Annotated in this window: 15 protein-coding genes; 7 read left to right on the top strand and 8 right to left on the bottom strand. The window is 69.4% G+C overall.

Going from position 1 to position 13456, the window contains the following annotated elements:
- The first annotated feature begins 57 nt into the window (after positions 1-57).
- On the top strand, positions 58-852 hold the full coding sequence (locus GPZ80_RS29880; RefSeq protein WP_187224461.1) for a PaaX family transcriptional regulator: 795 nt from the start codon (positions 58-60) through the stop codon (positions 850-852).
- Between the two features lie 40 nt (positions 853-892).
- Here the strand turns inward: GPZ80_RS29880 and GPZ80_RS29875 are convergent, their stop codons facing one another.
- Positions 893-1624: a helix-turn-helix domain-containing protein gene (locus tag GPZ80_RS29875; protein WP_187224460.1), complete on the bottom strand. Its 732-nt coding sequence runs from the start codon at positions 1622-1624 to the stop codon at positions 893-895.
- A 56-nt stretch (positions 1625-1680) separates the two neighbouring features.
- Here GPZ80_RS29875 and GPZ80_RS29870 point away from each other — a divergent pair, with 56 nt between their 5' ends.
- The 3 genes from GPZ80_RS29870 (at position 1681) to GPZ80_RS29860 (ending at position 4158) form a co-directional block, all read left to right on the top strand.
- Positions 1681-2514 (top strand): tryptophan 2,3-dioxygenase, encoded by an 834-nt coding sequence (locus GPZ80_RS29870; RefSeq protein ID WP_187224491.1) that lies wholly within the window; start codon positions 1681-1683, stop codon positions 2512-2514.
- Positions 2511-3668: a kynureninase gene (locus tag GPZ80_RS29865; RefSeq protein ID WP_187224459.1), complete on the top strand. Its 1158-nt coding sequence runs from the start codon at positions 2511-2513 to the stop codon at positions 3666-3668. Before GPZ80_RS29870 ends, GPZ80_RS29865 begins: the two co-directional genes overlap by 4 nt.
- Before the next feature lie 70 nt (positions 3669-3738).
- Positions 3739-4158, top strand: a complete 420-nt coding sequence (locus GPZ80_RS29860) for a CBS domain-containing protein (protein WP_091377200.1) — start codon at positions 3739-3741, stop codon at positions 4156-4158.
- 264 nt (positions 4159-4422) lie between these two features.
- Here the strand turns inward: GPZ80_RS29860 and GPZ80_RS29855 are convergent, their stop codons facing one another.
- Positions 4423-5505, bottom strand: a complete 1083-nt coding sequence (locus tag GPZ80_RS29855) for a winged helix DNA-binding domain-containing protein (protein WP_187224458.1) — start codon at positions 5503-5505, stop codon at positions 4423-4425.
- Complete coding sequence (locus GPZ80_RS29850) at positions 5502-5927, bottom strand: nitroreductase family deazaflavin-dependent oxidoreductase (protein ID WP_187224457.1); 426 nt, start codon at positions 5925-5927, stop codon at positions 5502-5504. Before GPZ80_RS29850 ends, GPZ80_RS29855 begins: the two co-directional genes overlap by 4 nt.
- Before the next feature lie 140 nt (positions 5928-6067).
- Here GPZ80_RS29850 and cmk point away from each other — a divergent pair, with 140 nt between their 5' ends.
- Genes cmk through der form a run of 3 tightly spaced genes read left to right on the top strand, consistent with a single transcriptional unit; the run spans position 6068 to position 8804 of the window.
- Positions 6068-6763 carry a (d)CMP kinase gene (cmk, locus tag GPZ80_RS29845; RefSeq protein WP_187224456.1) on the top strand — a complete coding sequence of 232 codons (696 nt, stop codon included), beginning with the start codon at positions 6068-6070 and terminating at the stop codon, positions 6761-6763.
- Complete coding sequence (locus GPZ80_RS29840; protein WP_187224455.1) at positions 6760-7404, top strand: lysophospholipid acyltransferase family protein; 645 nt, start codon at positions 6760-6762, stop codon at positions 7402-7404. The genes cmk and GPZ80_RS29840 overlap by 4 nt, the downstream gene beginning before the upstream one ends.
- A complete protein-coding gene (gene der / locus GPZ80_RS29835; protein WP_187224454.1) occupies positions 7401-8804 on the top strand; it encodes a ribosome biogenesis GTPase Der in 1404 nt (467 codons plus the stop codon). The genes GPZ80_RS29840 and der overlap by 4 nt, the downstream gene beginning before the upstream one ends.
- Here the strand turns inward: der and GPZ80_RS29830 are convergent, their stop codons facing one another.
- The 5 genes from GPZ80_RS29830 to GPZ80_RS29810 are packed head-to-tail and all read right to left on the bottom strand — an operon-like array spanning position 8805 to position 13057.
- Positions 8805-9593 carry an alpha/beta fold hydrolase gene (locus GPZ80_RS29830; RefSeq protein WP_187224453.1) on the bottom strand — a complete coding sequence of 263 codons (789 nt, stop codon included), beginning with the start codon at positions 9591-9593 and terminating at the stop codon, positions 8805-8807.
- A gap of 27 nt (positions 9594-9620) precedes the next feature.
- Positions 9621-10187, bottom strand: a complete 567-nt coding sequence (locus GPZ80_RS29825) for a GTP-binding protein (protein WP_222720070.1) — start codon at positions 10185-10187, stop codon at positions 9621-9623.
- A complete protein-coding gene (locus GPZ80_RS29820; protein WP_187224451.1) occupies positions 10177-10521 on the bottom strand; it encodes a DUF742 domain-containing protein in 345 nt (114 codons plus the stop codon). The genes GPZ80_RS29825 and GPZ80_RS29820 overlap by 11 nt, the downstream gene beginning before the upstream one ends.
- Entirely contained in the window at positions 10518-10940 is a 423-nt protein-coding gene (locus tag GPZ80_RS29815; RefSeq protein ID WP_187224450.1) for a roadblock/LC7 domain-containing protein, read from the bottom strand. The genes GPZ80_RS29820 and GPZ80_RS29815 overlap by 4 nt, the downstream gene beginning before the upstream one ends.
- The gene (locus GPZ80_RS29810) at positions 10937-13057 is read right to left on the bottom strand and encodes a sensor histidine kinase (protein ID WP_187224449.1); all 2121 of its coding nucleotides are present in this window, start codon (positions 13055-13057) and stop codon (positions 10937-10939) included. Before GPZ80_RS29810 ends, GPZ80_RS29815 begins: the two co-directional genes overlap by 4 nt.
- Positions 13058-13456: the final 399 nt, after the last annotated feature.

Genomic DNA, 13456 nt, shown 5'->3' with positions numbered 1-13456 from the left:
ACGTCCTACGAAAAACCCTACGGTTGACCCAGCTGAGGTGTCAACTATGCTCCGACCGTGTTCGAACCCGCGCCGCAGGACCTCGTCCTGACCATTCTCGGAGCGCACGTCGGCCCCCGCGAGGGCACCGCCGTGTGGTCCGGCGGGCTCGTCGCCCTGCTGGGTGAATTCGGCTTCACCGAGGGCGCGGCCCGGGTGGCACTGACCAGGCTCGTCCGCCGTGACCTGCTCGAACGGGTCAAAGACGGCCGGATGGTCTTCTATACCGTCACCCCGCGCGCCGCGGCTGTGCTCGCCGAGGGCGACCGGCGCATCTTCAGCCTCGGACGGGAGGCACCCCCGGGCCCGTGGACGATCCTGTGGCACACGATCCCCGAGTCGCAGCGCGTCTCCCGTGCCCGCCTGGTCGCCCGGCTGCGGTTCCTCGGCTTCGGCTCCGTGCAGGACGGCACCTGGCTCGCGCCGCGCGACCGAACCGCCGAGGTCGCCGCCCTGCTCGACCAACTCGGCGTGAGCGCGCATGCTGGGGTCATGGTCGGCGAGCCCGCCCAGGTGCCTGACTTCGCGGCCTTCGTGCCCCGGGTCTGGGACCTCGACGCCCTCGCGGCCCGCTACGAGTCGTTCGTCGCCGAGTTCGGTGATGCGAAAGCGGACGACCCGCGCTCGGCGTTCGAGCTGCGGGTCCGCCTCATGCACACCTACCGCCAGTTCGCGCTGCTCGACCCCGAGCTGCCCGCCGATCTCGTCGCCCCGCCGCCCTGCCGGGCCGCGGCTGTGACGCTGTTCCACCACGCCTACCCGGCGCTCGCGCCACAAGCGCAGCGCCACTTCGACGCAGAGATGACGCCTTGACTTCCTCTCCCGCCTGAAGGCGGGGGATTCCAACAGCCAACTACCGTACGAGGAGGTGGTCGTCGTGTTGAGGTTCACGGTTCGCAGGCTCACCCAATGGCGGGCCTCCCCGTGCGGTCACGGCATGCCCTGCCGCGAGTCGAATATTGAGTGCCGCGTTCACATCGGCGTTGCGGGCAAGACCGAAGGATCGGCAGCGGAAGGCGGCTTGGCTCTCGCGCGCCCCGCGATCCACACCCACCACGGCACCCGAGCCTGGCCCGGCGATCGGTTCGGGCACCACCGCGAAAGCCATGTGCCAGCGCCCAGTCTGGTCACGAGTGACCCGGTAGGACTTCACACCGTCGACCACCGCGCGCGACCAGCGGAACCGCACCCAACCGACCTTCGGCCCCCGCACCTCACCGACCTTGCGGGATATCCGGCGCACGTCGCCCAGTTTGACCGCCACGATCCGGAAACCCTCGCCACGCTCGCGACGGCGCCAGGACGGTCGCCGGTGGAATCGACCGAAGAAGTTCGCCATCGCCTGGCCGAAGTCCTTCAGCGCCTGCTGCTGCACGATCACCGACCCGGCCGCCAGCCATGGGTGCACCGCCCGAGCCTCGGTCAGTTGGCGGCACTGCTCGACGAACCCAGGAGCCGACTTGCGACCCAGCTGCCAGTGGGCGTGTTGCTCCACGGCGGGGTTCCACACGAACCGTGCGTGCCCACAGTGCTCCAGCAACGCGCGCTCCTGGGCGGATGTCGGTTGAAGGCGGAACCGGGACATGCCGATCAAGCTAGCGACCAGTACCGACAAACCAGGAGCCAGAGTTGAAACCAGACATCACGAGGCATGCGGAGCCGGGCAAGACAGTCGAGACCCAGGCGGCAGACACTGCCGCATCTCTGACCTACACCTCGTACCTCGCCCTGGACGAGGTGCTGGGGGCGCAGCGGCCGCGCTCCGACGAGCACGACGAGATGCTGTTCATCGTCATCCACCAGGTCTACGAGCTGTGGTTCAAACAGTTGCTGCACGAACTCGCCGAGTTGCAACGGGTGCTGGAATCCGGGCACACGCCGCACGCCGTGCGAGTTCTTCGTCGCGTGCTGACCATCTTCAAGGTCATCGTCGCGCAGATCGACGTCCTGGAGACGATGACGCCACGCCAGTTCACCAGCTTCCGGGCCCGCCTCGACGAGTCCAGCGGGTTCCAGTCCGCGCAGTTCCGCGAGTTGGAGGCGGTTCTGGGCAGGCGCGACGAGCGCGCGTTCGCCCATTACCCGCGGGGCGGTGCGCAGCGGGCCCAGATCGAGGGCGCGATGTCGCGGCCGTCGGTCTTCGACTCATTCCTGTCCTACCTGCACTCCCACGGCTACGCCGTCCCAGCCGACGTGCTGGAACGCGACGTGCGCAAGCCGGTGGAGCCGTCGCCGGGGCTGCAAAAGGTGTTGCTTGAGGTCTACGCGGACGACTCCGGTCCGTCCACAGTGGCCGAACATCTCGTCGACCTCGACGAGGGTCTGCAGGAGTGGCGCTACCGGCACGTGAAGATGGTCGAGCGCACCATCGGCGACAAGCCGGGAACCGGTGGCTCGCCGGGTGCGGCGTACCTGCGCAAAACCCTGTTCCAGCCGGTGTTCCCGGACCTGTGGGCCGTGCGGAGCGAGCTGTGAGCGATCTGGCCTCGCACTACAGCCGGTTCCGGGTCGCCGACCGGCTGCTGCTCACCGGGCACTCGCACCAGGCGTGGCCGGATGTGGCTCTGGAGGGCCAGATCGAGGCGTTCGACGACGCTGCGTCCACTGTGGACGACAAGTGGGCGCTCGCGTTCGCGAAGGCCGACAAGCTGCGCGACTGGTACCGCGTCCTGCTCGACGACCCGATCTGTGACATCGCGCTCGGGTCGAACACCCACGAACTCGTCGTGCGTTTCCTTTCCGCGCTGGACCTGCGTTCCCGGCCGCGGCTGGTCACCACCGACGGCGAGTTCCACACCCTGCGCCGCCAACTCGCCCGACTCGCCGAGGAGCGGATCGAGGTCGTGCACGTGCCCGCGCTGCCCGCCGACACCCTCTCCGAGCGGCTGGCGGCCGAGGTCAACTCCTCGACGGCGGCCGTGCTCGTGTCCTCGGTCCTGTTCGAGACCTCCCGCATCGTCCCCGACCTCGGCGGTCTGGCGTTCACCTGCGCCGGGCACGGCGTCGAACTGCTCGTGGACGCCTACCACGCGCTCGGCGTCGTCCCGATGTCGCTGTCCGACGCCGGGCTGACCGACGTGTGGGTGGTCGGCGGCGGCTACAAGTACCTGCAACTGGGGGAGGGCAACTGTTTCCTGCGGCTGCCCCCGCACGCCCAGCGGCTGCGCCCGGTCGTCACCGGCTGGTTCGCCGAGTTCGACGCGCTGGCCGACGAGAAGGACCCCGACCGGGTCACCTACGCACCCGGCGGCACGAGGTTCGCCGGCTCCACGTATGACCCGACCAGCCACTACCGGGCCGCCGCGGTGATCGACTTCTTCGCCGACCAGGGGCTGACGGCACCGGTGCTGCGCGAGATCTCACTGCGCCAGACGACGCTGCTCGCGACCGAGTTCGACGACCTCGGCCTGCCGGAGTCGGTGGCCACCCGCGACCGCTCCCCGCGCACACTCTTCGGCGGCTTCCTGGCCATCCGGACACCGCGCGCGGCCGAGTACCAACGGGCCCTCGCCGAACGCGGCGTGCTCACCGACAGTCGCGGCGAACACCTGCGCTTCGGCCCGGCGCCGTACCTGCGCGACGACCAGCTGCGGGCAGCCATGGCGGCGTTCGGCGAGGTCAGCGCGTGATCGAGTCGCCGTGCGGCGGTGGTGGGGGCACCCTGGGAGGGTCGTGACCACCCAGCGGAAGGAGCCGCGAATGACTACCGCTCGCGACATCATGCATGCCGGTGCCGAGTGCATCAACGAGGACGAAAGCCTGCTCGTCGCCTCACGGATGATGCGCGACCTCGACGTCGGCTCGCTGCCGATCTGCGGCAACGACGACCGGCTGCACGGGATCATCACCGACCGCGACATCGTGCTGAAGTGTTGCGCCGAGGGGAAGAACCCAGCCGACATGAAGGCCTCCGACCTCGCCAACGGCGCCCCACACTGCGTCATGGCCGACGCCGACATCAACCAGGTGCTGCGCACCATGCAGTCCCACCAAATCCGCCGCGTCCCGGTGCTTGAGGGCAAGCGCCTCGTCGGGATGATCAGCGAGGCCGACGTGGGCAGGCACCTGTCGGAAGACCAGATCGCCCAGTTCGTCGAAAGCGTCTACGCAGCCAGGTAAACCCCACGACTGAGCCGCCTTCGGGACGCCGAGGGCAGCTCAGTCGATCTCCAAGTGCCCCCCGCGTGACGCCCCGGCAACGACGAATCGGTGATCCCCACACCCCGTCGCGTTCGCGCGGTCGGACTTCGCGAACACGCACCCGCCAACACCTCAACGAGACATCCGACCCCAACCACCCGAAGTAGCACCCACCACCCCAAGTCCGGGGAACCCGGCGCGAAGCGGACCAGGATGATCGCGCCAACTCGGCAACCAGGGCTCTCAGCCGATCTCCACCCGCTGGTCCCCGACGTCCCCAGCCAGGAACGCCAACAACCGCGCCCCTTCCTCGGCAGCCTCATCCAGCGCCGCAGCAGGCCACGGATCGAACGGCCGCACCCGCAACACCGCTCGCTCCTTGCCGATCTCCGTGGTCCACGCGCCGGCTGTGACGCCGTCGACAAGCACCAACCGGGGGATCGGCCCATGCGGGTCGAAGTTCTGCTCCTTGACCCGCGGCGTGACCACCCGCGACCGGTCGGCGTGCGACAGCAGCAGGTTGTCGAAGTCGTAGAGGAACCGCACCGGCGCCGGCGTGTCCTCGTCGGGGCGTGGCGCGTCGGGTATGTCGAAGAGTTCGCGACCGTGCTCGTCCCTGAAACCGACCAGATCCGACATCCCCTCGACCACCTCCGACAGCCTGGTCAGCCCCGACCACGTCTGCACGTCCTTCACCGAAGCCGGGCCGAAGGCGCCCAGGTACCGCCGGATCATCTCGGGCAGTGTCAGCTCCGGGACCTCGAGATCTCCCAGCCAGTGCGAGGCCGTCGTGTGCGCGGCCTTTCCCGACCGTCCCCACAGCCCGCGCGGGGTGACCTGGACCAGCGGTGTGTCTCCCCGCACCGCCTGCGCGAGCGCCAACGGGTCGCGGTCGGGCCACTTCAGGGCGAGCACCTTGCCCAACTCGCCGAACGTCATGGCCTGCTCCTCCAGGATGGAGCGGCCCGCGGCCACCAACTCGTCGCGATCGACGCCGACGAGGCGTTTGCCGAAGATCGCGTTCGTGCCACTGGTCAGCATCGCGGCAAGCGGGGGCCGCAGCCGCAGGCAGTCGGCGGCGCTGACCAGGTGGATGGTCGAGCGCATCAGCGCGATCCGCACCAGGTCGCGAGACTCCAGGGCGTCCGACACCTGCGAAGGGGTGAGGTCGCGCAGCCGCGTCCACAGACCGACGTACCAGGTGTGCGGTGTCTGAGCCTGCAGCCCGGCCAGGTGCTCGACCGCGTCGACGACACCGAGGTCCGAACGTTCCAGGAGCAGCTGCCGGGCCAGCGTCGCCCGGTTCAGCGCGCGCTTGCTGATCACATGCGCTCCAACACGACCACAGGGATATCACGTGAGGACTTGCGCTGGTACGAGTCGTACGTGGGGAACACGTCCACCATCGCCGCCCAGAGCTGCGGTTTCTCCTCCGGCGTCGCGGTCCGCGCGCGGGCGGCGAAGACGTCCCCGCGGATCTGCACGGTGACCTCCGGGTCGGCCGTGAGGTTCAGATACCAGGCCGGGTGCTTCTCGGCGCCGCCGTCGGACGCGACCAGCAGATACCGGCCGTCGGACTCGCCGAAGATCAGCGCGGTGCGCCGCAAGTGACCCGATTTACGCCCGCGCGTGGTCAACAGCAGCGTCGGATAGCCGTTGAACAGGTACCCGTCGGCGCCGTCGGTCTCGACGTAGCGCTGGATGTGCTTGGCCACCCACCCGGTCGAGCTGTCCGTGATCTCGGTCATGCCATGACGGTATCGCGGCCCACCGACATCGCCCGGGCGTCGGCCCGCGGGAGGGGCCAGGCAGAATAGAGCACTGGTCTGGGACAAGTCAGCAGGAGGATGCCGCGGTGGGACAGGGTCAGCTTCGTGGAGTCGTCGCGATGGACGGACCCTCGGGCACCGGCAAATCCACCGTAGCGCGTCGGCTCGCGGCCTCGCTCGGCGCGGGTTACCTCGACACGGGCGCGATGTACCGGGCGGTGACGCTGGCCGTGCTGCGCGCGGGCGTCGACCCGGCCGACGTGACCGCGGTCCGCCGCGTCGCCGAGGCCACCGACCTGCACGTCGGCACCGACCCGAACCGCGCCGTCGTCCACCTGGGCTCCGAGGACGTCGCCACCGAGATCCGCGGCCAGCAGGTCACCCTGGCCGTCTCCGCTGTCTCCGCGGTGCCGAAGGTGCGCGAAATGCTGGTCGCCCGGCAGCGGCAGATCATCAGCGAGGTCCGGGCCACCACTGGCGGGATCGTCGTCGAGGGCCGTGACATCGGCACCGTGGTCTCGCCCGACGCCGGGCTCAAGGTCTACCTGACCGCCTCGGCCGACGCGCGCGCCGCACGGCGCACCCGCCAGGACAGCGCCGAGGGCCGCACGGCCACCGTCGACGCGGTCAAGGCCGACGTGGAGCGCCGCGACCGGCTCGACTCGACCCGGGCGGCCTCACCGCTCAAGCAGGCCGACGACGCGGTCGAGGTCGACACCACCGAACTCGACATCGACGGCGTGGTCGCGCACCTGCTCGACCTGGTTCGTGACCGCGGCCTGAGCGGCACGTCCGTGCAACCGGCGGGTCGATGACCACGGATCTGCCCGCGGGGGCGCTGCCCTGGCTGCACGACGTCGGCCGGATGATCGGACGCTGGGGTTTCCGCCCCGCGTTCCGTATCCGCGTGCACGGAATCGAGCGGGTCCCGCGCACGGGACCCGTGGTGCTGGTCGCGAACCACAGCTCCATGCTCGAACCGCAGCTCATCTATGGAATGCTGCCGCGCCGTTCGGTGTTCCTGGTTAAGCAGGAGATGTTCCGCGGCATCGCGGGACGGGGTCTTCGCGCGATCGGGCAGGTCCCGGTCAAGCGCGGCGAACCCGACCGGACCCCGCTCCTGACCGCGGTCGACGTCCTCAAGGGCGGCGGCCTGGTCGGCGTCTTCCCCGAAGGCACCCGCGGCGAGGGAAACGTCGCCGTGGCCGAGCAGGGCGCGGCCTGGCTGGTCCGCTCGACCGGCGCGACCGTGCTGCCGGTGGCTACGCGCGGCACGCGCAGGCCCGAAGGCGCCCGGCGGCGGTTTCGCCCCACGGTCGACATGATGGTGGGCGAGCCGTTCGACCTCGTGGTCGGACGCGGGCGCACCGGCCTCATCGAGGCCACCGAACAGATCCGGGTCCGGCTCGCCGGCCTGGTTGACGAACTTGACGAACAGCGGAAGCGGAATCAATGACAGAGCTCGATGGCACCTGGTCCGACGAGTCCGAATGGGACTCGATCGGCGACGAGTTCGCCGACGACGACGGCGAGGCCACACCGAAGCCGGTGCTCGCCGTCGTCGGACGCCCGAACGTGGGCAAGTCCACGCTGGTCAACCGCATCCTCGGCCGCCGTGAGGCGGTCGTGCAGGACACCCCTGGCGTCACCCGCGACCGCGTCGCCTACGACGCGCTGTGGAACGGCCGCAAGTTCACCGTGCTCGACACCGGCGGCTGGGAGCCCAGCGCCGACGGTCTCGCGGGCGCTGTCGCCGCGCAGGCCGAATACGCGATGACCCACTCCGACGCCGTCGTCGTGGTCGTCGACGCCACCGTCGGCGCCACCGCGACCGACGAGGCCGTCTCCAAGGTCCTGCGTCGCTCGAAGGTGCCGGTCATCCTGGTCGCGAACAAGGTCGACGACGACCGGCTGATCGCCGACACGGCGTCGCTGTGGTCGCTCGGCCTGGGCGAGCCGTTCCCGGTCAGCGCCCTGCACGGGCGCAACTCCGGCGACCTGCTCGACGCCATCCTCGCCGCGCTGCCCGAGTCGCCCAAGGACACCTTCGGCGTGCAGGGCGGCCCCCGCCGCGTCGCGCTGGTCGGCAAGCCGAACGTGGGCAAGTCCAGCCTGCTCAACCGGCTCACCGGCGAGAACCGCGCGGTCGTCGACTCGGTCGCGGGCACCACCGTCGACCCGGTCGACTCCATCGTCGAACTCGACGGCCAGCTGTGGCGCTTCGTCGACACCGCGGGCCTGCGCAAGCGGGTCAACTTCGCCAGCGGCACCGAGTACTACGCGTCGCTGCGCACCAAGGCGGCAATCGAGTCCGCCGAGGTTGTCATCGTGCTCCTCGACGCCAGCGATCCGATCGCCGAGCAGGACCTGCGGGTACTGACGATGGTCGTCGACTCGGGTCGCGCGTGCGTGCTCGCGTTCAACAAGTGGGACTTGGTCGATGAGGACCGCCGCCACGCCATGGTCCGAGAGCTCGAGCGTGGCCTGGTGCGCGTGCCGTGGGCGGAGAAGGTCAACGTCTCGGCGCTGACCGGCCGCTCGGTGCGCAAGCTCGCCCCGGCGCTGCGGACGGCGTTGAACTCCTGGGACCAGCGCGTCTCGACCGGGCAGCTCAACTCGTGGCTGTCCGACCTCGTCGCCGCCACCCCGCCGCCCGTGCGCGGGGGCAAGCAGCCCAAGATTCTGTTCGCAACCCAGGCCTCGACCCGGCCGCCGACAATCGTGCTGTTCACTAGCGGCTTCCTCGAGGCGGGCTACCGCCGCTTCGTCGAGCGCAAGTTCCGCGAGACGTTCGGCTTCACCGGCAGCCCGGTCCGCATCTCGGTCCGCGTCCGGGAGAAGAAGGCCCGCAAGTAGCTATCGCGCGTGCGCGCGGACCAATGCCGCGCTGCGCTCGGGCTGTTCCCACCAGAACAGGTGCCCGACCCCGTCCATCGTCTCGAGGCGGGCGTCGGGCACCAGGCTCGCCAGGTGCCGCCCATTCGCCGCCACGATCATCTCGTCCTCCGTGCCATGTACGACGAGGGTGGGTACGTCGAGATTTCGCAAGCCCGCCACGGCGTCGTGCCGCAGGATCGCCTGTAGCTGCATCAGGATGACCGGCGATGGGACGCGCACCGACAGCGACACGTCGGTGAACTGCTTGAACCGGGACTCGTCGGCCCGGAACGCGGGGGACAGGTTCGCCTCATACCCCGCACGCAGGATTTTGGCGACATCCCCGGTGTTCATCGCCTCGACCATGCGCAGTGGGCCCGGTGCCTCCAGCGAGCCGCCCGGCCCGGCGTAGGTGCAGCCCAAGGTGAGCGTGCGGATTCGGTCGGGGTGGCGCACGGCGAGTTCCTGGGCGACCATGCCGCCCATCGAGATGCCCAACGCGTGCGCGTCGTCCCAGCCCACGGCGGCCATCAGCTTCGCGGCGTCGTCGGCCATCTCGGCCACGGTGAACGGCTCGTCGGCCCGGTCGCTCTCGCCGATGCCGCGGTGGTCGAACGCGACGACGTCGTAATCCTGTTCGAGCAGCGACAGGAACGGCTCACCCCAGATGGCGTGGTGACCGGCCATGCCCTGAATCAGCAACAGCGGCGCGCCCTCGCCACGGCGGATGTAGTGCAGCTTGCGGTCACCCAGGTCAGCGATCGGCACGGCGAGTCTCCTGTCGTCGCACCCACCTTAGATAGCGCGCGCCCGCTGCCCGATGGCCACCTCGACGACCGCGCCGAGCACCTGCTTGACCGACGCGCGCGACCGGGCGTCGCACGACACGATCGGGACGTCGTCGGTGAGGTCGAGTGCCTCGCGGACCTCGCCGAGGTCGAAGCGCGTGCCGTCGTCGAACCGGTTGACGGCCAGCACGAGTGGGGTCCCGCGGGACTCGAAGTAGTCCAGGGCCGGGAAACAGTCCTCGATCCGGCGGGTGTCGGCGAGCACCACGGCCCCGAGCGCGCCCTCGGACAGGTCGTCCCACAGGAACGAGAACCGCTCCTGGCCGGGCGTGCCGAACAGGTAGAGCACCAGCCACGGGTCGAGGGTGACCCGGCCGAAGTCGAACGCCACGGTGGTGGTCGTCTTGTCCGGCAGCCCGGCGGAGTCGTCCACCCCCAGGGACGCCTGGGTCATCACCGCGTCGGTGGCGAGCGGCTCGATCTCGGAGATCGCGCCGATGAGGGTCGTCTTGCCGACGCCGAAGCCGCCACCGATGACGATCTTCACCGACGCCGGGCCGCGGTCAGAGCGCATGGACAAGCTCGCGAATCCTTTCCAGTGCGGGCAAATCCAGCTCCGGCGCCGGACCGCAGGCCACCAGACCGGCCGCCACGAGGTCCGCGATCAGGACCCGGGCAACGCCGAGCGGCACGTCGATCGCGGTCGCGACCTCGGCGACCGACTTGGGGCTGCGGCACAGGTCGGCGACCCGCTTGGCCTCGAAGGCGAGCCGGGCGGAAGCGGCGGCGGGCAGGGTGCTGATCAGCGCGTCGACCCGCAGGGTCGGCTGGACCGGCCGGGTGCGGCCCGCGGTGACCAGGAACGGCCGGATGAACGGGCCGTCGTCGGGCAGTGCGTGTCTGGTCAACGGGGAAGCACCTCCCGCAGTTCGCTGATCAGCGCCGGGCTGAGCGTGGCGCCGAACCGCTCGGCCAACAGGGCGATCTCGTAGCCGACGACCCCGATGTCGGCGTCGTCGCCCGCGAACACACCGAGGCAGCAACCGCCGGAGATGGCCGAGACGAGCAGGAAGCCGCGGTTCATCTCGATCATCATCAGCTTCGGGCCGCCGAGGTCGTAGCGGTGTGACGCACTGCGGCTCAGGCTCGTGAGCCCGGAGACGACGGCGGCGAGGTGATCCCCGTCGGCGCGGTCCAGGCCTGGGGACAGGGCCAGCAGCAGGCCGTCGGAGGACACGGCGACGGCGTCGAGCACGCCGTGGGTGTTGCGGACGAAGGTGGCCAGCAGCCAGCCGAATGTCTGCGGATTCGTCGTGGCGACAGTCATGCGGTGTCCTGTTCGCTTGGGCGGCTGGTGCCGCGCTGGTGGCCGCTGCGGAACGACGAGAGCATCGAGCGGACATCGTCGGGGGAGCGACCGTTCGAGGTCTCGAAAGCGTGGGGGCGGACGGGTTCGGGGGCGGGCCTGCGGGTCCGCTTGGCCAGCCCGTTGCGGGTGCGTCCGCCGCTGGGCGGCACCTCGTCGAGCGCCTTGGACGGGCGGGGGCGCACGATCACGGGCCGCGGCTCGGCGGGCGCCTCGGCCAGCAGCTTCGCTGGGAGCAGGACTCGTGCGCTCACCCCGGAAGTGGGCGACTCGACGAGCCGGACGCCGATGTCCAAAGTGGCAGCGAGCATGCCGATCACATAGTGGCCAAGGAACTTCGTGGGCGCCACCAGGAACGGGTCGACGCCGCGGAACTTGGCGTTCGCCGCGTCGAGCTGCTCGGCGGACATGCCGATGCCGTAGTCGGTGACAACCAGCAGGTAGCCGTTTTTCGTGCGCCTACCTTGGATTTCGACGGCACGCTCGGGCGGCGAGAACGACAGGCCGTTCTCGATCAGCTCGGCCAGCAGGTGCGCCACCTCGGTGACCACGGAGCCGGAGACGAACACCGGGTCTACGCCGCGCAGCTCGACCCGGGTGTACTCCTCCACTTCGGACAGTGCGGCGCGGATGACGTCCACGACCGGGAGCGGCGTGCCGGACCGGCGTGGGCTGGTCTCACCGACCAGGACCAGCAGACTCTCGGCGTTGCGCCGCATCCGGGTCGCCAAATGGTCGAGCAGGAACAGCCTGCCCAGGGCGTCCGGGTCCAACTCGCTCTGCTCGAACTCGCTGATCGCGCTGATCTGCCTGCGGAGCAGATTCTGGTTGCGGTGACCCAGATTCGCGAGCGACTGACGGGCATTGTGCCGCAGCAGCGCCTGCTCACCGGCCAACGTCATCGCCGACGTGCGGACCCGGTCGATCGACTGCGCCAGCGCGACGATCTCGTTGCAGGCCTCGGCGTCGACCAGGACCGGTTCGTCGTGGGCGCCGGTGTGCCCGGCCTGCACTGCGGCGATGGCGGCGGGAAGGCCAGTGGAGGCGACGGTGTCGGCGTCCTTCGCCAGCTTCGCGAGGGGCAGGGTGATCGAGCGAATGCCCCTCATCACCAGCCACACCAACACCACCACGGCCAGGAAAGTCACCAGGATGGCGATGATGACCTCGGTCTCGGCGTCGCGGTGCAACACTTTGGCCTGAGTGGTGATGTCGTCACCGACGGAGGTCTGCACGTCACGCAGATCATCGATGACCGTCGTGATCGACTCGAACCACACCATCGGGTCGACATTCTCGGGCAGCGGCCCCGCCGCCCCCAGCAAGGCAACCTGCTCCAGCCGCGCCGCCTGTTGCCCCGCCTGAGTCCGCTGTGCGGCGGCGAAGGCGTCCTTCTGCGCATCGGTCGCCAACCGCTCGAACTCGGCGGCGGCGGCCAGTTTTGTCGCGCGGATCTCGGTGAACCGGACGTACTCGTCGTCGGTGAACCAGCCCACGGCGAACACGCCGCTCAGGAAACCGCGCTCGCGCCCCACCGACTCCTTGACGTTCCCCAAGGTGCGCAACGCGGCCAAACCGCGGCGCAGCCCCGGATCGGCGATATCCTCAGAGGTCAGCAGCACCTCGTTGAGCCCGGCGATCGCCGAGGTGTAGAAGTCAAAGGTCTCCGCCCGTTTCCCGGTCCGTGCGTCAGTGCCTGCCCGAACGGTCACCAACTTGTCGAGTCCACGCATGGCGGCGGAAAGGTCCTCCCCGCCCTGCGGCACCCCACGCTCAAGCTCCCCGCGCAGGGCCGCCACCGCACTGTCGGTCTGGCGGCGCTGCCGAGCGAGCCCATCGGCGAACCGGCTGTCGCCCCCCAGCAACCCGAGAGTCAGCCCTCGCTCCCGCTGCAACTGGTGAACAACCCCTTGCGCCCCCAACGCAAGCGACACCGACTCGACCGCCGCGGTGACCGCCCGGTAGTTGCGCACCTCGACGGTCATCGCGTAGCCGATCAGGCTGAGCACGATGGTCAGCGACACGGCCAACATCTGGGTCAGCCTGCCGCGAACAGAACCACGTCTACGCTCGGTCATGAGTCCCCAGGTATGCGCTGAACGACTATTAGTCGGCGACGTCAGTCTATGGCTGACCATTGCTTTTACCGACGTTTGAATGCGGCCAACTCGAACTGTTCACACGGCCGGTTCCGGGGTTCACCGGAACGCAACAAATAGTCGTGGAACTGTGCTCTACCAGCGAGTTCCCGTCCTGTCGTGTGGCTCCGACGCTGGGTCGTTAACTGCTGTTGACGAAATCTCACGGCGCCCTACCCGCCAAGGTGCGATTCCCCCTGAATTGCCGCGCAATACCGTTTCCGGTGCGTATTGGGCAATGTGAGAGCGACTACATCCATTCCCATTCATCGCGCCGGAGGTGGCCGTGGCCCGACCCAAGATCCACTGAGCCCTTTTCATCCTGGGCTGGATGCGTTG

This window comes from Actinokineospora xionganensis (assembly GCF_014323725.1).
Lineage (GTDB): Bacteria > Actinomycetota > Actinomycetes > Mycobacteriales > Pseudonocardiaceae > Actinokineospora > Actinokineospora xionganensis.
The sequence above is the reverse complement of the archived record's forward strand: the minus strand, read 5'-3'. Positions and strand labels throughout refer to the sequence as shown.

Excerpts from the sequence above, each read along its gene's own strand:
- GPZ80_RS29840 (WP_187224455.1), top strand. The coding sequence starts at position 6,760 with ATGACCACGGATCTGCCCGCGGGGGCGCTGCCCTGGCTGCACGACGTC.
- der (WP_187224454.1), top strand. The coding sequence starts at position 7,401 with ATGACAGAGCTCGATGGCACCTGGTCCGACGAGTCCGAATGGGACTCG.
- GPZ80_RS29875 (WP_187224460.1), bottom strand. The coding sequence starts at position 1,624 with ATGTCCCGGTTCCGCCTTCAACCGACATCCGCCCAGGAGCGCGCGTTG.
- cmk (WP_187224456.1), top strand. The coding sequence starts at position 6,068 with ATGGACGGACCCTCGGGCACCGGCAAATCCACCGTAGCGCGTCGGCTC.
- GPZ80_RS29850 (WP_187224457.1), bottom strand. The coding sequence starts at position 5,927 with ATGACCGAGATCACGGACAGCTCGACCGGGTGGGTGGCCAAGCACATC.
- GPZ80_RS29815 (WP_187224450.1), bottom strand. The coding sequence starts at position 10,940 with ATGACTGTCGCCACGACGAATCCGCAGACATTCGGCTGGCTGCTGGCC.
- GPZ80_RS29860 (WP_091377200.1), top strand. The coding sequence starts at position 3,739 with ATGACTACCGCTCGCGACATCATGCATGCCGGTGCCGAGTGCATCAAC.
- GPZ80_RS29825 (WP_222720070.1), bottom strand. The coding sequence starts at position 10,187 with ATGCGCTCTGACCGCGGCCCGGCGTCGGTGAAGATCGTCATCGGTGGC.
- GPZ80_RS29810 (WP_187224449.1), bottom strand. The coding sequence starts at position 13,057 with ATGACCGAGCGTAGACGTGGTTCTGTTCGCGGCAGGCTGACCCAGATG.